This is a genomic window from Brevundimonas sp. NPDC046655 (assembly GCF_044901625.1).
In the GTDB taxonomy this organism is placed as follows: Bacteria; Pseudomonadota; Alphaproteobacteria; order Caulobacterales; family Caulobacteraceae; genus Brevundimonas.
The window spans coordinates 203,311-219,888 of sequence record NZ_JBJDPV010000004.1 but is presented as its reverse complement, the minus strand read 5'-3'; the positions used below and the strand labels follow the sequence as shown (position 1 = coordinate 219,888).

The 16,578-nt window shown below is 67.0% G+C and carries 19 protein-coding genes; 12 read left to right on the top strand and 7 right to left on the bottom strand.

The genetic code is table 11. The features are described from left to right. Positions 1–30: 30 nt before the first annotated feature. Complete coding sequence (locus tag ACI2KI_RS12785; RefSeq protein WP_404620602.1) at positions 31–1,176, top strand: serine hydrolase domain-containing protein; 1,146 nt, start codon at positions 31–33, stop codon at positions 1,174–1,176. Positions 1,177–1,178: 2 nt separating this feature from the next. On the opposite strand, the gene ACI2KI_RS12780 is transcribed toward ACI2KI_RS12785, so the two are convergent. The 3 genes from ACI2KI_RS12780 to ACI2KI_RS12770 all read right to left on the bottom strand — a co-directional run bounded on the left by ACI2KI_RS12780 (position 1,179) and on the right by ACI2KI_RS12770 (position 3,923). Continuing rightward, complete coding sequence (locus tag ACI2KI_RS12780; protein ID WP_404620600.1) at positions 1,179–1,730, bottom strand: YybH family protein; 552 nt, start codon at positions 1,728–1,730, stop codon at positions 1,179–1,181. Positions 1,731–1,761: 31 nt separating this feature from the next. Further along, positions 1,762–2,766, bottom strand: coding sequence for an EamA family transporter RarD (gene rarD / locus ACI2KI_RS12775; protein ID WP_404620598.1), 1,005 nt, complete (start codon positions 2,764–2,766; stop codon positions 1,762–1,764). Positions 2,767–2,876: 110 nt separating this feature from the next. Continuing rightward, a complete protein-coding gene (locus ACI2KI_RS12770; RefSeq protein ID WP_312064880.1) occupies positions 2,877–3,923 on the bottom strand; it encodes an aspartate-semialdehyde dehydrogenase in 1,047 nt (348 codons plus the stop codon). A gap of 158 nt (positions 3,924–4,081) precedes the next feature. On the opposite strand from ACI2KI_RS12770, the gene zapE reads away from it, so the two are divergent. Further along, positions 4,082–5,215 (top strand): cell division protein ZapE, encoded by a 1,134-nt coding sequence (gene zapE / locus ACI2KI_RS12765; protein ID WP_404620596.1) that lies wholly within the window; start codon positions 4,082–4,084, stop codon positions 5,213–5,215. A 254-nt stretch (positions 5,216–5,469) separates the two neighbouring features. On the opposite strand, the gene mdh is transcribed toward zapE, so the two are convergent. Further along, positions 5,470–6,432 carry a malate dehydrogenase gene (gene mdh, locus ACI2KI_RS12760; protein ID WP_404620594.1) on the bottom strand — a complete coding sequence of 321 codons (963 nt, stop codon included), beginning with the start codon at positions 6,430–6,432 and terminating at the stop codon, positions 5,470–5,472. A 142-nt stretch (positions 6,433–6,574) separates the two neighbouring features. Here mdh and ACI2KI_RS12755 point away from each other — a divergent pair, with 142 nt between their 5' ends. From ACI2KI_RS12755 to ACI2KI_RS12720, 8 genes are all read left to right on the top strand, one after another. Beyond that, positions 6,575–7,321 carry an EcsC family protein gene (locus tag ACI2KI_RS12755; RefSeq protein WP_404620592.1) on the top strand — a complete coding sequence of 249 codons (747 nt, stop codon included), beginning with the start codon at positions 6,575–6,577 and terminating at the stop codon, positions 7,319–7,321. After that, a complete protein-coding gene (locus ACI2KI_RS12750) occupies positions 7,318–7,734 on the top strand; it encodes an HIT domain-containing protein (protein WP_404620590.1) in 417 nt (138 codons plus the stop codon). Before ACI2KI_RS12755 ends, ACI2KI_RS12750 begins: the two co-directional genes overlap by 4 nt. Before the next feature lie 200 nt (positions 7,735–7,934). Then, the gene (sdhC, locus tag ACI2KI_RS12745) at positions 7,935–8,312 is read left to right on the top strand and encodes a succinate dehydrogenase, cytochrome b556 subunit (RefSeq protein WP_404620865.1); all 378 of its coding nucleotides are present in this window, start codon (positions 7,935–7,937) and stop codon (positions 8,310–8,312) included. Further along, the gene (locus ACI2KI_RS12740) at positions 8,309–8,707 is read left to right on the top strand and encodes a succinate dehydrogenase, hydrophobic membrane anchor protein (protein ID WP_404620588.1); all 399 of its coding nucleotides are present in this window, start codon (positions 8,309–8,311) and stop codon (positions 8,705–8,707) included. The genes sdhC and ACI2KI_RS12740 overlap by 4 nt, the downstream gene beginning before the upstream one ends. 7 nt (positions 8,708–8,714) lie before the next feature. Continuing rightward, positions 8,715–10,499 carry a succinate dehydrogenase flavoprotein subunit gene (gene sdhA, locus ACI2KI_RS12735; RefSeq protein ID WP_404620586.1) on the top strand — a complete coding sequence of 595 codons (1,785 nt, stop codon included), beginning with the start codon at positions 8,715–8,717 and terminating at the stop codon, positions 10,497–10,499. A gap of 14 nt (positions 10,500–10,513) precedes the next feature. Beyond that, a complete protein-coding gene (locus ACI2KI_RS12730) occupies positions 10,514–11,311 on the top strand; it encodes a succinate dehydrogenase iron-sulfur subunit (protein ID WP_292084944.1) in 798 nt (265 codons plus the stop codon). 271 nt (positions 11,312–11,582) lie between these two features. Next, entirely contained in the window at positions 11,583–11,903 is a 321-nt protein-coding gene (locus tag ACI2KI_RS12725) for a 2Fe-2S iron-sulfur cluster-binding protein (protein ID WP_300197569.1), read from the top strand. A gap of 1 nt (position 11,904) precedes the next feature. After that, positions 11,905–12,696 (top strand): kinase, encoded by a 792-nt coding sequence (locus ACI2KI_RS12720; RefSeq protein ID WP_404620583.1) that lies wholly within the window; start codon positions 11,905–11,907, stop codon positions 12,694–12,696. A gap of 73 nt (positions 12,697–12,769) precedes the next feature. Here ACI2KI_RS12720 and groL read toward each other — a convergent pair whose 3' ends face one another. Next, the gene (gene groL, locus ACI2KI_RS12715; RefSeq protein WP_404620581.1) at positions 12,770–14,416 is read right to left on the bottom strand and encodes a chaperonin GroEL; all 1,647 of its coding nucleotides are present in this window, start codon (positions 14,414–14,416) and stop codon (positions 12,770–12,772) included. Positions 14,417–14,471: 55 nt separating this feature from the next. After that, positions 14,472–14,759 carry a co-chaperone GroES gene (groES, locus tag ACI2KI_RS12710; protein ID WP_003167913.1) on the bottom strand — a complete coding sequence of 96 codons (288 nt, stop codon included), beginning with the start codon at positions 14,757–14,759 and terminating at the stop codon, positions 14,472–14,474. 265 nt (positions 14,760–15,024) lie between these two features. Between groES and ACI2KI_RS12705 the strand changes: the two genes are divergently transcribed. Beyond that, complete coding sequence (locus tag ACI2KI_RS12705) at positions 15,025–15,471, top strand: DUF2141 domain-containing protein (RefSeq protein ID WP_404620579.1); 447 nt, start codon at positions 15,025–15,027, stop codon at positions 15,469–15,471. Positions 15,472–15,626: 155 nt separating this feature from the next. Then, a complete protein-coding gene (locus ACI2KI_RS12700) occupies positions 15,627–16,085 on the top strand; it encodes a hypothetical protein (protein WP_404620577.1) in 459 nt (152 codons plus the stop codon). A gap of 61 nt (positions 16,086–16,146) precedes the next feature. On the opposite strand, the gene ACI2KI_RS12695 is transcribed toward ACI2KI_RS12700, so the two are convergent. Continuing rightward, complete coding sequence (locus ACI2KI_RS12695; protein WP_404620575.1) at positions 16,147–16,545, bottom strand: hypothetical protein; 399 nt, start codon at positions 16,543–16,545, stop codon at positions 16,147–16,149. Between the last annotated feature and the right edge of the window lie 33 nt (positions 16,546–16,578).

Genomic DNA, 16,578 nt, shown 5'->3' with positions numbered 1-16,578 from the left:
CTGAAGCGCGCGACACGCTAGACCCCCGCCATGACCGCTCAGCCCGAAATCCACGGCCTCTGCCCTGCCCGCTTCAATGCGGTGAAGGACGCCTTCGCCGCCAACTTCACCGACGCGCCCGAAGGGCTGAATGAACTGGCCGCGCGCTTTTCCGTCACCGTCGACGGCGAGGTGGCCGTGGACCTCTGGGCCGGGTCGGCGGATGTGGCGGGGCGCACGCCCTTCACCGAGGAGACGCTGGTTCCGGTCTTCTCGACCGGCAAGGCGGTCATGGCCCTGATGATCGCGCGCTGCGTCGACAAGGGCCTGCTCTCCTACGAAGATCGCGTCGCCGACCACTGGCCGGCCTTCGGGGCGGCGGGCAAGGACCGGCTGACCGTCGGCCAATTGATGAGCCACCAGTCGGGTCTGCCGGGCTTCGACGGCGGGGCCGAGCCCGAGATCTGGTTCGACCGCCAGGCGGTGCTGGACAGGCTGGCGGCCCAGACGCCCCTTTGGGAGCCGGGCACGGCCTCGGGCTATCACCCCATCACCATCGGCTATCTGGCGGGCGAGCTGTTCCGCCTTGTCGACGGGCGCAGCATGGGCGCGGCCCTGCGCGAGGACTTCGCCCGGCCCTTCGATTTGGACCTGTGGATCGGCCTGCCCGAGAGCGAGCACGGCCGCGTGGCCCAGCTGCGCAAACCCGCGGCGGCGCCGGACCTGGGTCCCATCGACGCGATCAAGAAGGCCGCCTTCCTCGACCGGGGCTCGGCGCCCGGCGGGCGCGGCTCGACCGAGTGGCGCATGGCGGAAATCCCCTCGGCCAATCTGCACGCCACGGCGAAGGATCTGGCGCGGATGATGTCGATCATCGCCACGGGCGGCGCCCTGGACGACCTGCCCGTCCTGTCGCAGGACACACTGACCCAGGCGACGCGTGAACGCATCCACGGTCAGGACAAGGTCCTGCCCTATGTCATGAGCTGGGGGGCGGGCTTCACACGCAACGCGGGTCTGAACGTCTTCGGACCCAATCCGGAGGCCGTGGGCCATTGCGGCTGGGGCGGATCCATGGCCTTCGCTGATCAGGCGACGGGGGTTTCGGCCGCCTATGTCATGACGCGCCAGTCGCCGCACCTGATCGGCGATCCGCGCGCCACGCGTTTGGTCGAGGCGCTTTACGCCGCACTGTAAATTCAGCCTTCCGCGCCCCAGGCCAACTGGTCGTGGACGATACGCCATCCGTCCTCGGTGCGGCGCAGCACGCGGGTGAACAGGCCGCGATGGGTCTTGCCTTCGCGGCGCATGAGCACCCGGCCCGAAACCACGGTGGTGTTGACGTCGAACTGCAGGGTCTCGAACCACTCATAGGTCATCTGACCCAGGCCGCCCGGCTGGGCGGCGCGGGTCTCAAGGGCGGCGCGCACGGCGTCGGGTCCCTTCACCGGGGTGTCGCCGAGGAAGACCAGCAGGGGCTCGTCCTGGACATAGGTGGCCATGACCGCTTCGACGTCGCCCGAGGACCAGGCCTCGGCGGCGGCGTCCAGGGTGTTGCTGACCGCGTCGAAGGTCTCAGCCGTGGTCGGCACGACGACCGGCGGCGCGCTGGAGACCGGCGCCTCGCTGCGCGCCGTGCGGATGACTTCGTCGCCGCCGCCCTGCATGCCGACGCTCTGGGCGCAGGCGGAGGAGCCGGTCGCCAGGGCGAAGGTCATGGCGAGGACGGCGAGGGAGCGGGCGCGGATCATCGCCTCTTCTAGGACGGAACCGCCTCGGACCTCAACGCGAAGGACGCGCTTCCTCGTCCAGAGCCGCCATGCGATCCTCGGCCGGGTCGTCCAGCAGACCGGGTTCGGGCGCGACAATGGTCTCGGCGGTGCGGCTGGCGCGGCGCACCTTGAGCACAGCGCCGACGGCGAAGACCACGGCGCCCAGCCAGATGAAGGCGAAGGAGGCGATACGCAACGCCCCCAGCGCTTCGCCCTGGATCATGCCGATGAAGAAGACGATGGTCGGGGCCAGGAACTGCAGGAAGCCCATGCTGGACAGGGGCATCCGCCGGGCCGCCCAGGCGAACAGGGCCAGCGGAATGACGGTCGCGGGGCCGGCGAACAGCAGCCAGAAGGTGGCGGCCGGCGAGGCGGTGAAATGCCCCTGCCCCGTCGCCTCGATGAAGATCACCCAGGCCAGGCCCGGCGCGGCCAGCAGCAGGCACTCCATGAAGAGCCCGGTCTGGGCCTCGACCGAGACGCGCTTGCGGATGATGCCGTAGGCCGCGAAGCTGAAGGCCAGCAGCAGGGACACCCAGGGCGCGTGGCCAAGCGCCAGGGTCTGCAGCACCACGCCGACGGCGGCCAGGCCGATGGCGGCGGCGCCGAAGCGGTCGATCCGTTCCCGGAACAGCCAGGCCCCCGCGGCCATGTTGAGCAGGGGATTGAGATAGTAGCCGAGCGAGGCGTCCAGGGTCCGCCCGTTGTTCACCGCCACGACATAGGTGGTCCAGTTGGTGGCGATCAGCACCGCCGACAGGGCCAGCCAGCCCAGCACCTTGGGTTGACGCAAGACCGCGAGGACCTGGGTCCACTGGCGAGCGATCAGCACCAGCAGCAGGGCCCACAGCACGCCCCAGACGGCGCGGTGGCCCATGATCTCCCAGGCGTCGGCGCCCTGATGCGCCATCTGCTGGAAGACCAGAGGGATGAAACCCCACAGCAGATAGCAGCCCACCCCCGCCATCAGGGCGGCGCGGGCTTCGGACGAGTTCGCAGAGGGGGACGCGGTCACTGGGCGGACCTTTCGGCCTCCGCCGCGCGAACGCGGCGGAGGCTTCAAGAGGATACGAAACGGGCCTCAAGCAGCCTCGCGCCGCGCGCGGGGCGTTAGGCCCCCTTCACTTAGACCGTCAGGCTGCGATAGCCGCTCGACGGGGTGATGACGCCGGTTTCGTCCAGCAACTGAGCGATCTGGACGGCGTTGAGGGCCGCGCCCTTGCGCAGGTTGTCGGACACCACCCAGAACGACAGGCCGTTCTCGACGGTCGGGTCCTTGCGGATGCGGCTGACATAGACGGCGTGCTCGCCGGCGGCGTCGACGGGGGTGATGTAGCCGTCGTGCTCCAGCTTATCGATGACCAGGACGCCCGGGGCCTCGCGCAGGATCTCGCGGGCCTCGTCCGGCTCGATCGGGCGATCGAACTCGACCGTCACGGCTTCGGAGTGGCCGACGAAGACCGGCACGCGGACGCAGGTCACGGTCAGCTTGATCGAGGGGTCGATCATCTTGTGCGTCTCGTCCCACATCTTGGCCTCCTCGTCGGTGTAGCCGTCGTCGCGGAAGGAGCCGATGTAGGGGATGACGTTGAAGGCGATCTGCTTGGGGAACTTCTTGGGCGTGGCGTCGCCCAGGCCGTAGATGGCCTTGGTCTGGTTCCACAGCTCGTCCATGCCTTCCTTGCCGGCGCCCGACACGGATTGATAGGTCGAGACGACGACGCGCTTGGCCTTGGCCGCGTCATGCAGGGGCTTGAGCGCCACGACCAGCTGGGCCGTCGAGCAGTTGGGGTTGGCGACGATGTTCTTCTTGCGCGCCAGCTTGACCGCGTCCGGGTTCACTTCCGGCACGATCAGCGGCACGTCGGGGTCCATGCGGAAGGCCGAGGAGTTGTCGATGACGATGGGACCGGCCTTGCCGATCTTTTCCGACCAGGCCTTGGACACCGTGCCGCCGGCGCTCATCAGAACGACGTCCACGGTCGAGAAGTCGAACTGCTCCAGGTCCTCGCACTTCAGCGTCTTGTCGCCGAAGGCCACCTCGACGCCCTTGGATTTTCGCGAGGCGATCGCATGCATTTTATCAACCGGGAAGTTCAGCTCCTCGATGATGTTCAGCATTTCCCGGCCGACATTGCCGGTGGCGCCAACGATGGCGACGCGATAGCCCATGATGAAAATATCCTTGTAAGGGCGTTGGGGAGAAAAGCGGTTCTGCATTTGGGTCTTTCGCAGGCGCGAAGCAACCGGTTTTCGCCAAATTGCCGCTTCAGAAGGCATGAAACCGCTCCGCCTTCCCTGATCCGCCCCTTGGGGCTATGCCGCTGGGCATGACCTCCCGTATCCGAAACGCCTACGACATCCGCGTCGAAGAGGGCGTCATCGCCCCCGACCCGCAGCAGCTGGAGCTGCTGGCCGCGCTGGAACGTCTGGAGGCGGACCTGTCGAAGAAGGGCCTATTCGGCCGCCCGCCCGAAGTGAAAGGCATCTACATCTGGGGCCCGCCGGGACGCGGCAAGTCCATGTTGATGGACCTCTTCTATTCGGCCACGCCGGAGCAGAAGAAGGTGCGCGCCCACTTCCACGCCTTCATGGCCCGCATCCACGATCTGGTGAAGCAGTGGCGCGAGGGCGACAGCCGCACCCGCAAGGCCGTGTTCGGGACCAGCAAGGGCGACGATCCCATCCCCCCGATCGCGGCCCTGATCGCCTCGGAGGCGCGGCTGCTGTGCTTTGACGAACTGCAGGTCACGGACATCGCCGACGCCATGATCCTCGGCCGGTTGTTCGAGGCCCTGTTCGAAAAGCGGGTGGTCCTGGCCGTCACCTCGAACCGCGCGCCGGAGGACCTCTACAAGAACGGCATCAACCGCCAGCTCTTCCTGCCCTTTATCGACATCCTCCGCGAGCGCTGCGAGGTGGTGGAGACGGCGGGCGCCCGCGACTTCCGCCTGGACCGCATGGCGGGGGCCCAGGTCTGGTTCTCGCCGCTGGACGAGACGGCGCGAGCCGGTTTCGAGACCCTGTGGTCGGATCTCAAGGGCGGGGAGCCGGAAGAGCCGGTCGCCCTGCCGGTGCTAGGGCGTCAGGTCCGGGTTCAGCGCACCGTCGGCGGCATGGCGCGGGCCAGTTTCAGCGAGCTGTGCGGATCGCCGCTGGGTCCGCAGGACTATCTGGCCGTCGCCCGGCGCTTCCACACCCTCTTCCTGTCCGACGTACCGACCCTCAGCCCGGCCAACCACCACGAGGCGCGCCGTCTGGTGACCCTGATCGACGCCCTCTACGAGGCCAAGACCCGGCTGGTGGTTCTGGCCGATGCCGAGCCGGAGGCCCTCTACGCCGAGGGGGTCGGCGCCTTCGAGTTCGAGCGCACGGTGTCGCGCCTGAACGAGATGCGCAGCGCCTCATGGCTGGAGCAGAGGGGCGATGACGACGAGGCGGAAGAGACGGCGGTTCACGCCTGAGGCGGCCCGTTCCCTTGCCTGCTCATCCCGGCGGACGCGGGGATCCAGTTAGAGCCTGAAATGTGCCGGTGGAAACGGGTGCCTTGATCCTGGCCAGCGCCTGTAGCCAAAGCGCTGGATCCCGGCGTCCGCCGGGATGAGCGGGTTCAAAGGATGCCGCACGAAAAAGGGCCGCGCCTTCCGGCACGACCCTTTCTTCAAACTAGCGACGGGCGCTCAAGCAGTGAGCGACCGCGTCGCGAACGATAGCGCTCTTAAGCGAGGGAGCTATCGATGTCCTTACAGGCCTGGATCAGGCCGTTCACCGACTCGACCGACTTGGCGAACATGGCCTTTTCTTCGTCGTTGGTGGTGAACTCGACGATCTTCTCGACGCCGTTCGCGCCGATCAGGGCCGGGACGCCGACGTAGAGGTCGGACAGGCCGTACTCGCCCGACAGCCAGACGGCGCAGGGCAGGACGCGCTTCTGGTCCAGCAGGTAGGACTTGGCCATGGCGATCGCCGATTCAGCCGGGGCGTAGAAGGCCGAGCCGGTCTTCAGCAGGGCCACGATCTCGCCGCCGCCCTTGCGGGTGCGCTCGACGATGGCGTCCAGATCGGCTTGCGACAGGAAGCCGGCGGCGACGGCGTCCGGCAGCGGCAGGCCGCCGACGGTCGAGTGGCGCACCATCGGCACCATGTCGTCGCCGTGACCGCCCAGGGTCCAGGCGTGGATGTCCTGCACCGAGACGCCGGTCTTTTCAGCCAGGAAGTAGGCGAAGCGCGCCGAGTCCAGCACGCCGGCCATGCCGACGACCTTCTCCTTGGGCAGGCCCGAGAACTTCTGCAGGGCCCAGACCATGGCGTCGAGGGGGTTGGTGATGCAGATGACGAAGGCGTTGGGGGCGTGCTGCTTGATGCCCTCGCCGACGGCCTTCATGACCTTCAGGTTGATGCCTATCAGGTCGTCGCGGCTCATGCCCGGCTTGCGCGGCACGCCGGCGGTGACGATGCAGACGTCGGCGCCCGCGATGTCGGCGTAGTCGTTGGCGCCCTTCAGGGCCACGTCCTGACCGAAGACGGCCGAGGCCTCGGCGATGTCCAGGGCTTTGCCTTGCGGCGTGCCTTCGGCGATGTCGAACAGGATGACGTCGCCCAGCGCTTCGCGCGCGGCCACGTGGGCCAGGGTTCCGCCGATCATTCCGGCGCCGATAAGGGCGATCTTCGCGCGAGCCATACAGGTCTCTCCAGTCGATGTTGCGTGTGCGAAACGGTACTCGATGTCGGGCGGTCTAGACCCGCAGCGGAGCGGGAGCAAGCGTCGGGCGTTGCGCCTTTGGTCGGCCCCTGCGAGGGTCACGCTGATCCAGAGAAGCATGATGACCCCTGCGGAAGACGATCGACAGTATGAGGCTCGCGTCCTCACGGAAGCCGAGGTCTGGCGCGAACGCCAGCTGCGCCGCCCGGGTCTGTGGGACATGACCACGCGGGCGACCCAGGACCGGATCAACCGGATCATTCCCGAGCGGGTGCACCAGATCGTCACCTCGGGCGTCGAGCTGACCACGCGAGGCATCCTGACCGGGGCCGACTGGACCACAGCCAAACCGTTGCTGCACGGCAGCCTTCGCAAGCGCGAAGAGCTGATCCAGACCCGCGTGGATTTCTATCGCACCACGGCCAGCGTCGAGGGCGGGGTGGCGGGGGCCGGGGGCTTCCTGCTGGCGGCGGCGGACTTTCCCGCCCTGCTGGCCATCAAGATCAAGCTGCTGGCCGAGATCGGCGCCCTCTATGGCCATTCGGGCAAGAGCCTGGCGGAGCGGCTCTATCTATTGCGGATATTCCAGTTGGCCTTTTCCAGCGCCCGGCATCGGCCCGAGGCCCTGTCCGCGCTGGAGGCGGCGGGACGCGGCCTGCATCAGCCCGAACGCATCCAGGACTTCGACTGGCGCAAGTTCCAGTTGGAGTACCGCGACTACATCGATCTGGCCAAGCTGGCCCAGCTGATCCCCGTCATCGGCGCGCCGGTGGGGGCGGTGGTCAACTGGCGGCTGACGACGCGGCTGGCGACGACGGCGATGAACGCCTATCGCCTGCGCTGGTTCGAGGACGAACATCTGACATGACTGAATTCACAGCCGATCCCGCCTTCGAGGCCGGGTCCGTCTTCGCCGTTGACTGGCCCCTGTGTCAGGTGCGGCTGCAGGACGACGCCCGCTTTGTCTGGCTGATCCTGCTGCCCCGCGTCGAGGGCGCGGTCGAGATGGGCGACCTGACGCCCGAGCAGCGCGCTGTCCTGATGGAGGAGGTTGTTCGGGCCGGCGACCTGGTGCGCGATCTGGCTGAGGCAGCGGGCCGCCCCGTCGACAAGCTGAATACGGCGGCGCTGGGTAATGTCACCCGCCAGCTGCACGTCCATGTCGTGGGGCGCCGCCGCGACGATGGCCTGTGGCCTGACCCGATCTGGGGCCGCCCGGGCGCCGTGCGCCTGTCCGAGGACGATCGGGCGACCTTGTTGCGAGCAATTCGCGAGGCATGATCAGGAAATCGCGATCCGCAGCGCTTATCCGGCCCGGTTCGTTGACACCCGGCCTTTGCGGTCACTAAAGCCTATCGCACTGCAACCGGACCTGTTTTTCCACAGGTTTTTTGAGAATCATTCGCATGTCGAACCTTCCCCAGGGTGCGGGCGACCCGACTGGCCGCTACGTCCGCCATCCCAATGGCCATGTGGCGCCGATGTCGCCCTTCACCGACGTCTGGCGGTGGCACGTGACCATGACGGCCTCCATCCTGTTCCGCGTCACCATCGGCGCGGCCACCGTCGGCGCCGTCCTGCTGCTGGCCTGGATCGCGGCCGTCGCCGCCGGCCCCGAGGCCTACGCCAAGGTTCTGGCCTGCTCGGCCTCGCCGTTCGGCCTCTTCATCTGGTTCGGCCTGTCGCTGGTGGTCTTCTCATTCCTGCTGAACGGCGCCCGCCACCTGATCAACGACGCCGGCAAGGGCCTTGATCTGAAGTCCGCCAATCTGATGGCCAACATCGCCGTCTGGGGCCCCCTGGTCCTGACCGTGCTGTTCTGGGTCGTCCTGTTCGCCGCCGGAAAGGTTTCGCTGTGAGCGCCGCCCCCAAGTTCAAGAACCATGTGAAGATCTCCGAGCGCCACGGCGCCGGCGAGTGGAAGATCGAGAAGCTGGCCCTTCTGGCCCTGATGCCGCTGGGCCTGTGGGTCCTGTGGTCGGGCTTCACCCTGGCCGGCGCCGGCTATGAGGCCGTGGTCGCCTGGTTCGGCAACGCCCTGAACACCGGCCTGCTGGCCGTGACGGCCATCGTCTTCTTCCTGTTCGCCAGCCTGGCCTGGAAGGTGATCATCGAGGACTACGTCCCGACGCCCTCGGCCCGGACGACCCTGATCAACCTGTCGAACCTCGTCTTCCTCGTGCTGGCCGCCGCCAGCATCTTCTTCATCGTGCGTGTGGCGATGGGCTCCGCCCCGCTGCCCGCCGGAGTCTGATCCCGTCATGGCTGCTTACGAGCTTATCGATCACGAATACGACGTCGTCGTCGTCGGCGCGGGCGGTTCGGGCCTGCGCGCGGCGCTCGGCGCCGCCCAGCAGGGCCTGAAGGTCGCCTGCGTCACCAAGGTCTTTCCCACCCGCTCGCACACGGTCGCGGCGCAGGGCGGCATCTCCGCCTCGCTCGGCAACATGGGCGAGGACAGCTGGCAGTGGCACATGTACGACACCGTCAAGGGGTCGGACTGGCTGGGCGACCAGGACGCCATCGAATACCTGGTCCGTAACGCGCCCAAGGCCGTTTACGAGCTGGAACACTGGGGCGTGCCCTTCTCGCGCACCGAAGAAGGCAAGATCTACCAGCGCGCCTTCGGCGGCATGACCCGCAACTTCGGCGAAGGTCCGGTGCAGCGCACCTGCGCCGCCGCCGACCGCACCGGTCACGCCATCCTGCACACCCTCTACGGCCAGTCGGTTCGTCGCGAAGTGAAGTTCTTTGTCGAATACTTCGCCCTGGACCTGATCATGCAGGACGGGGCCTGCACCGGCGTCACCGCCCTGCAGCTCGACACCGGCCAGATGCACCAGTTCCGCGCCAAGATGGTGGTGCTGGCGACCGGCGGTTACGGCCGCGCCTACTTCTCGGCCACCTCGGCCCACACCTGCACCGGCGACGGCAACGCCATGGTGCTGCGCGCCGGCCTGCCGCTGCAGGACATGGAGTTCGTGCAGTTCCACCCGACCGGCATCTATGGCGCCGGCTGCCTGATCACCGAGGGCGCCCGCGGTGAAGGCGGCTATCTGACCAACTCGGAAGGCGAGCGCTTCATGGAGCGCTATGCGCCGACCGTGAAGGATCTGGCCCCGCGCGACATGGTTTCGCGCTCCATGACCATCGAAATCCGCGAAGGCCGCGGCGTGGGTCCGAACAAGGACCACATCTTCCTGCACCTGGACCACCTGGATCCCAAGATCCTGCACGCGCGCCTGCCGGGCATCTCGGAATCGGCCAAGATCTTCGCCGGCGTCGACGTGACCAAGGAGCCGATCCCGGTCCTGCCGACCGTCCACTACAACATGGGCGGCATCCCGACGAACTATCACGGCGAGGTGCTGACCCTGCGCGACGGCAACCCCGACAGCGTGGTTCCGGGCCTGATGGCCGTGGGCGAAGCCGCCTGCGTCTCGGTGCACGGCGCCAACCGTCTGGGCTCCAACTCCCTGACCGATCTGGTGGTGTTCGGCCGCGCCGTCGGCCTGCGCTGCGGTGAAGTGGTGGATAAGGCCTCGGCCGTGCCGGCTGCGCCCAAGGCGACGACCGATGCCCACCTGGCTCGCCTGGACCGCTTCCGCAACGCCTCGGGTTCGACCCCTACCGCCAAGCTGCGCCTCGAGATGCAGCGCGCCATGCAGTCGGACGCCGCCGTCTTCCGCACCGGCAAGACCCTGGACGAAGGCGTCGCCAAGCTGCGCTCGATCGACGCCGCCGGCGCCGACATCAAGACCACGGACCGCGGCCTGATCTGGAACACGGATCTGATGGAGACGCTGGAGTACGACAACCTGATCGCTCAGGCTTTGGTCACCATCGAAGGCGCGGCCAACCGCACGGAATCGCGCGGCGCCCACGCTCGCGAGGACTTCCCGGATCGCGACGACGTCAACTGGATGAAGCACACCCTGGCCTGGAAGCGTCCGGGCGAAGGCGTCCAGATCGACTACCGCCCGGTCCACAAATACACGATGACCGACGACGTTTCGTACATCGAGCCCAAGGCTCGGGTTTACTAAGGGAGAGCAGACAGATGGTTCAACTCACCCTCCCGCGCGGCTCCAAGCCCACGACCGGCAAGGTCCACAAGGCCCCGGCCGGCGCCAAGAACGTCAAGACCTACAAGGTCTATCGCTACGACCCCGAAACGGATTCCGATCCGCGCTGGGACGTTTACGAGGTCTCGTCCGACGATCACGGCCCCATGCTTCTGGACGCCCTGATCCACATCAAGAACGAGATCGACCCGACCCTGTCCTTCCGTCGCTCGTGCCGTGAAGGCATCTGCGGCTCGTGCTCGATGAACATCGACGGTCGCAACACCCTGGCCTGCACCAAGGGCATGGACGAGTGCTCGTCGCACAACATCACCATCGCCCCCCTGCCCCACCAGCCGGTGGTCAAGGACCTGGTGACGGACCTGTCGCTGTTCTACGCCCAGTACGACTCGATCCAGCCCTACCTCCAGTCCGACCAGCCGGACCCGGAGACGGAGCGCCTGCAGTCGCCCGCCGACCGCGAGAAGCTGGACGGTCTGTACGAGTGCATCCTTTGCGCCTGCTGCTCGACCTCCTGCCCCAGCTACTGGTGGAACCAGGAAGAATACCTCGGCCCTGCGGCCCTGCTGCAGTCCTACCGCTGGATCTCGGACAGCCGCGATGACGCGACCCAGAAGCGCCTCGACGACCTCGAGGACCCCTTCAAGCTGTATCGCTGCCACACGATCATGAACTGCGCCCAGGTCTGCCCCAAGGGGCTGAACCCGGCCAAGGCGATCGCCGAGACCAAGAAGCTGATGGTGGCCCCCAGCCGCAAGCGCGCGGCGGCCTGAGGCTTCAGGCTTATCGACCCGAACAGCCCCCGGCGCCGACAGGCTCCGGGGGTTTTTCATGGCCCGTTTCATGTTGCCGTCACCCCGGACGCCCCGCAGGGGCGATCCGGGGCCCAGGCGTTGCATCTGGCCGAGGCGTGACCGCAGCAGGCGCCTGGGTTCCGGGTCCGCTTCGCGCCCCGGAATGACGGCAGGAGGAGGCGGACCGCTCGACCGCTTTTTCATCGCCGTCTGGGCTTGCCTCCCGCGCGGCCTGGGCTAAGACGCCTGCATGGCCAAGATCACCTACATCGAGCACGACGGGACCGAGCACACGGTCGAGGTCAAGAACGGCCTTAGCGTCATGGAAGGCGCGATCCGCAACAATGTGCCGGGCATCGACGCCGACTGCGGCGGGGCCTGCGCCTGCGCCACCTGCCACGTCTATGTGGACGAGAATTTCGCCTCGGAGACGGGCCGACCCTCGGCCATGGAGGAGTCGATGCTCGACTTCGCCGAGAACGTCGAGCCGAACAGCCGCCTGTCCTGCCAGATCCGCGTCAGCGACGATCTGGACGGCCTGATCGTGCGCCTGCCGCAAAGCCAGCACTGACATGGTCGACGCCCGGCTGCTGGACGCGGTCGGGGCCTTGATCAACGCCCATGCGCGGTCCGGGCATGTCCCGCTGATCGGGATCGCCGGGGCGCAAGGCAGCGGCAAGACCACTCTGGCCCGCGCCGCCGCCGAACGGTTCGGTGCGGCGCATCTGTCGCTGGACGACGTCTATCTGACCCAGGCCGAGCGCGAGGCCAAAGGCAGGGCGATCCACCCCCTGTTCGCCGTGCGCGGTCCGCCGGGGACGCACGATCTGGTTCTGCTGGAAACGACCGTCGCCGCCCTGCGCGCTTCCGGGCCTGACAGGCGCACGCCCATGCCATCCTTCGACAAGCTGGCCGATGATCGGCGCCCCGAGGCGCAATGGCCGGTGTTCACGGGTCGCCCGACGGCGGTTCTGGTCGACGGCTGGTGTCTGGGGGCGACGGCTCAGGCGGAGGCGGAACTGGCCGAACCCATCAATACCCTGGAACGTGAGAGGGACGGACAGGGCGTCTGGCGCTGTGCGGTCAACACCGAACTGGCCGGGGCCTATGCCGCCCTGTTCGCCGGCTTCGACGCCGTCCTGTTCCTGAAGGCGCCATCGTTTGATGCCGTGCTGGACTGGCGTTGCGAACAGGAGGCGGAGTTGCTGGGCATGCATCCGGACGACTTGCCGCCCGAACGTCGCGCCGAACTGGCCGTCTTCATCCAGGCCTTCGAGCGCATCACCCGCCATATGCTGGCGGGCGGGGTGCGAGCGGATGTGGCCATCGCGCTGGACAAGGATCGGCGCCCTTTCTTTTCCTGATCAGAAGGCAAGAAAAAAGGGCGGGACCTTTCGATCCCGCCCTTCTGCAGTCTTAGCGTTGGTTGGCTTGGACTTAGAAGTCCATGCCGCCCATGCCGCCCATGCCGCCCATGTCGGGGGCGCCGCCGGCGCCGCCCTTCTTGGGCGCGTCAGCGATGGCGGCTTCCGTGGTGATCATGATGCCGGCGACCGAGGCGGCCGACTTCAGAGCCGAACGGACGACCTTGGCCGGATCGATCACGCCCATCTGGACGAGGTCGCCGTACTCTTCGGTCTGGGCGTTGAAGCCGAACGAAGCGTCGGTCGAGTCCATGACCTTGCCGACCACGATCGAGCCTTCGACGCCCGAGTTTTCCGAGATCTGACGGATCGGAGCCTGCAGGGCGCGGCGGACGATGGCGATGCCGGCGTTCTGATCGGCGTTGGCGCCCTTCAGGTCGACCAGCTTCTTGGAGGCTTGCAGCAGGGCCACGCCGCCGCCCGGGACGATGCCTTCATCGGCAGCGGCGCGGGTTGCGTTCAGGGCGTCGTCGACGCGGTCCTTCTTTTCCTTCACTTCGACTTCGGTCGAACCGCCGACGCGCAGGACGGCGACGCCGCCGGCCAGCTTGGCCAGACGTTCTTGCAGTTTTTCCTTGTCGTAGTCCGAGGTGGTGTCCTCGATCTGACGCTTGATCTGGCCGACGCGGGCTTCGATGCCGTCTTTCTCGCCAGCGCCTTCGACGATGGTGGTGTCGTCCTTGGTGATCTGGACCTTCTTGGCCTTGCCGAGCATGTCGAGCGTGACGGTCTCAAGCTTGATGCCGAGGTCTTCCGAGATGACCTGGCCGCCCGTCAGGATGGCGATGTCTTCCAGCATGGCCTTGCGGCGGTCGCCGAAGCCCGGAGCCTTGACGGCGGCGACGCGCAGGCCGCCGCGCAGCTTGTTGACCACCAGGGTGGCCAGGGCTTCGCCTTCGATGTCCTCGGCGATGATCAGCAGGGGACGGCCCGACTGAACCACGGCTTCCAGCACCGGCAGCATGGGCTGCAGCGAGGTCAGCTTCTTCTCGTGGAGCAGGATGAGGGGCTCTTCGAGGGCGACCTCCATCTTGTCGGCGTTGGTGATGAAGTAGGGCGACAGGTAGCCGCGGTCGAACTGCATGCCTTCGACGATGTCGACGGTGGTTTCAGCCGTCTTGGCTTCCTCGACGGTGATGACGCCTTCGTTGCCGACCTTGGCCATGGCCAGGGCGATCAGTTCGCCGATTTCAGCATCGCCGTTGGCCGAGATGGTGCCGACCTGGGCGATTTCCGAGTTGTTCGAGACCGGCTTGGAGATGGTCTTCACTTCGTCCAGGGCCACGGCGACGGCCTGGTCGATGCCGCGCTTCAGGTCCATCGGGTTCATGCCGGCGGCGACGGCCTTGAGGCCCTCTTGCACGATGGCCTGAGCCAGGACGGTGGCGGTGGTGGTGCCGTCGCCCGCGTTGTCGTTCGCCTTGGAGGCGACTTCGCGGATCATCTGGGCGCCCATGTTCTCGAAGGCGTCTTCCAGCTCGATTTCCTTGGCGACCGAGACGCCGTCCTTGGTCGAGCGCGGGGCCCCGAAGGACTTCTGGATCACGACGTTGCGGCCCTTCGGCCCGAGGGTCACCTTGACGGCGTCAGCCAGGACGTTGACGCCCTTCAGCATCTTGTCGCGAGCGTCGGTGTTGAATTTTACGATCTTAGCAGCCATCGGGCAGCTCCTATCTAACTGGTTTTAAACGAGAGTCCGGAAACCGGGGCGCGTCTTACGACAGCACGCCCAGGACGTCGGATTCCTTCATGATGATCAGGTCTTCGCCGTCGATCTTCACTTCCGTGCCCGACCACTTGCCGAACAGGATGCGGTCTCCGGCCTTCAGTTCCAGAGCGACGTGCTTGCCGTCTTCGTCACGGACGCCCGGGCCCACGGCGACGACTTCGCCTTCCTGGGGCTTTTCCTTGGCCGTGTCGGGGATGATGATCCCGCCCTTGGTCTTGGATTCTTCTTCCACGCGCTTGACCAGCACGCGATCGCCGAGCGGACGAAACGCCATCGGACTTCTCCCTCTTAAACCCCCGAAGCGGGGCGTTCTGAAATGGTGGGCGGCCCCCCTGGCGGTCGCCGCTTTGGCAGCCGACCGTCAAGAGTGCTAACGCATCGGGCAAGTAGGAGGGCCGCTGCGGGGCGTCAAGGCGAGGGCGGCGAAACAACGCCCGATTTTGGCCCGTTGACTCCAAGAGCTTTAAACTACAAAGTTCATTGTCTTCGTGAAACCCAAGGGGCCGCCCGGGCTCCGGTCACGAGAGGAGGAGAGAAAAATGCAAGCGGTTCAAAAGGCGGCCCTGGCCGCCGCCCTGTCGTCCTTGGTGCTGGCGGGGGCCGGTTCGGCCCTGGCCGGGGATGTCGTCATCACCGTCACCGGCGTTCAGGCGCGCGGCGGCGACCTGCTGGTCGGGCTGCAGACCTCGGCCCAGTTCCTGAAGCACGAGGGCGACCACGGCGAGATCATCAAGGCGCCGGTTGCCGGAACCCGGGTTGTGACCCTGAAGGACGTGCCGCCGGGCGACTATTCCGTCTCGGTCCTACACGACATGAACGGCGATCAGCAAATGGCCCTGGCGAACGGCATGCCCGCCGAGGGCTGGGCCATGTTCCGCGGCGAGACCCTGAGGGCGGCCCCGACCTTTGACCGGGTCAAGTTCACCGTGCCGTCGACCGGCGACGCGCGGGTCAGCGTGGCCATGCAGTATCCCGCGGGACGCTAACGCCGCGCCGTCGAGGCTCTCGACCTGTGGGTCGGGAGCCCGGTTGGCGATGCTCAAAGATGACTTGAATATGAACGGGACCCCTTGGGGTCGTTCAGCGGAGGCCGCCTAAAAGGGAGACAACGGATCAACCGGCTTTCGAAAGGAGCCCCGCCATGAAGACCATTTCCAAGATCGGCGTCGGCGCGATCGCTCTGACGATGCTGGCCACGACCCCCGCCGCCGCCCAGTCCTATCGCGACCGAGATCGCGACAACACCGGCCGTGACGCCGTGCTGGGCGCCGTCGTCGGCGGCGTCGCCGGGGCCATCATCGGCCAGGGCGACGGTCGCTACATCGCCGGCGGCGCCCTGGCGGGCGCCGGTCTGGGCGCGGCGGCTTCTGACAGCGACCGCGACGGCTGCAACTATTATCGCGGCGGCCGCTGCTACCGGAACCAGGGCCACTGGGAGCGCGACCACGGCATCAACAGCCGCGACGGCTACTACAACGGCCGCTATGAGCGGAATGACGGCCGCTACTACCGCGACGGCCGCTACTGGCGGAACCACGGCGAGTGGCGCAGCCACCAGAACCGCCGCGACCGCGACTACCGCTACGACCGCCGCTGGTAGGTTCTGGCGTTGAAACTAAGGAAGGCCCGGCGGCGACGCCGGGCCTTTTTCGTGCCCGGCGTCAGCGGACGCCGATGCTCAAGGTGTAGTTGGCGTGCTCGTCCCGGCGGGCGGCGTTGCGCATCAGATAGACCCGCACGACGTAGTCGCCGTTGGCCGGAAGGCGGCCCGTGAACTGATTGCCCGAGGTCGAGCCGACGAACAGGGCCTCGTCCGCGCCCTGTTTCGTGACGTTGAAATAGGCCGAGGCGTTGGTGGGCTGCAGCCGGACGTTCAACGTCTGGCCCGCGCGCGCGCCGAGTACATAGTCCACCATGTCATAGCCGTGGATATTGCCGTGCAGGGTGGCGGACGAGGCGCCGCGCGCGAACTGCACCCGCTCGGTGCGTGAATGGTCCTGGGCCACGGCGGGCAGGGCCAGCGCGCCGACAAGGGCGGTGATAAAGAAGGGCTTGAACATAGGGGCTTCCTGATTGAGTCCGAGGAACGACGA

Excerpts from the sequence above, each read along its gene's own strand:
- ACI2KI_RS12700 (WP_404620577.1), top strand. The coding sequence starts at position 15,627 with ATGAAGACCATTTCCAAGATCGGCGTCGGCGCGATCGCTCTGACGATG.
- groL (WP_404620581.1), bottom strand. The coding sequence starts at position 14,416 with ATGGCTGCTAAGATCGTAAAATTCAACACCGACGCTCGCGACAAGATG.
- ACI2KI_RS12780 (WP_404620600.1), bottom strand. The coding sequence starts at position 1,730 with ATGATCCGCGCCCGCTCCCTCGCCGTCCTCGCCATGACCTTCGCCCTG.
- ACI2KI_RS12725 (WP_300197569.1), top strand. The coding sequence starts at position 11,583 with ATGGCCAAGATCACCTACATCGAGCACGACGGGACCGAGCACACGGTC.
- groES (WP_003167913.1), bottom strand. The coding sequence starts at position 14,759 with ATGGCGTTTCGTCCGCTCGGCGATCGCGTGCTGGTCAAGCGCGTGGAA.
- mdh (WP_404620594.1), bottom strand. The coding sequence starts at position 6,432 with ATGGCTCGCGCGAAGATCGCCCTTATCGGCGCCGGAATGATCGGCGGA.
- zapE (WP_404620596.1), top strand. The coding sequence starts at position 4,082 with ATGACCTCCCGTATCCGAAACGCCTACGACATCCGCGTCGAAGAGGGC.
- ACI2KI_RS12720 (WP_404620583.1), top strand. The coding sequence starts at position 11,905 with ATGGTCGACGCCCGGCTGCTGGACGCGGTCGGGGCCTTGATCAACGCC.
- ACI2KI_RS12695 (WP_404620575.1), bottom strand. The coding sequence starts at position 16,545 with ATGTTCAAGCCCTTCTTTATCACCGCCCTTGTCGGCGCGCTGGCCCTG.
- ACI2KI_RS12730 (WP_292084944.1), top strand. The coding sequence starts at position 10,514 with ATGGTTCAACTCACCCTCCCGCGCGGCTCCAAGCCCACGACCGGCAAG.
- ACI2KI_RS12785 (WP_404620602.1), top strand. The coding sequence starts at position 31 with ATGACCGCTCAGCCCGAAATCCACGGCCTCTGCCCTGCCCGCTTCAAT.
- ACI2KI_RS12705 (WP_404620579.1), top strand. The coding sequence starts at position 15,025 with ATGCAAGCGGTTCAAAAGGCGGCCCTGGCCGCCGCCCTGTCGTCCTTG.
- ACI2KI_RS12770 (WP_312064880.1), bottom strand. The coding sequence starts at position 3,923 with ATGGGCTATCGCGTCGCCATCGTTGGCGCCACCGGCAATGTCGGCCGG.
- sdhC (WP_404620865.1), top strand. The coding sequence starts at position 7,935 with ATGTCGCCCTTCACCGACGTCTGGCGGTGGCACGTGACCATGACGGCC.
- sdhA (WP_404620586.1), top strand. The coding sequence starts at position 8,715 with ATGGCTGCTTACGAGCTTATCGATCACGAATACGACGTCGTCGTCGTC.
- ACI2KI_RS12755 (WP_404620592.1), top strand. The coding sequence starts at position 6,575 with ATGACCCCTGCGGAAGACGATCGACAGTATGAGGCTCGCGTCCTCACG.
- ACI2KI_RS12750 (WP_404620590.1), top strand. The coding sequence starts at position 7,318 with ATGACTGAATTCACAGCCGATCCCGCCTTCGAGGCCGGGTCCGTCTTC.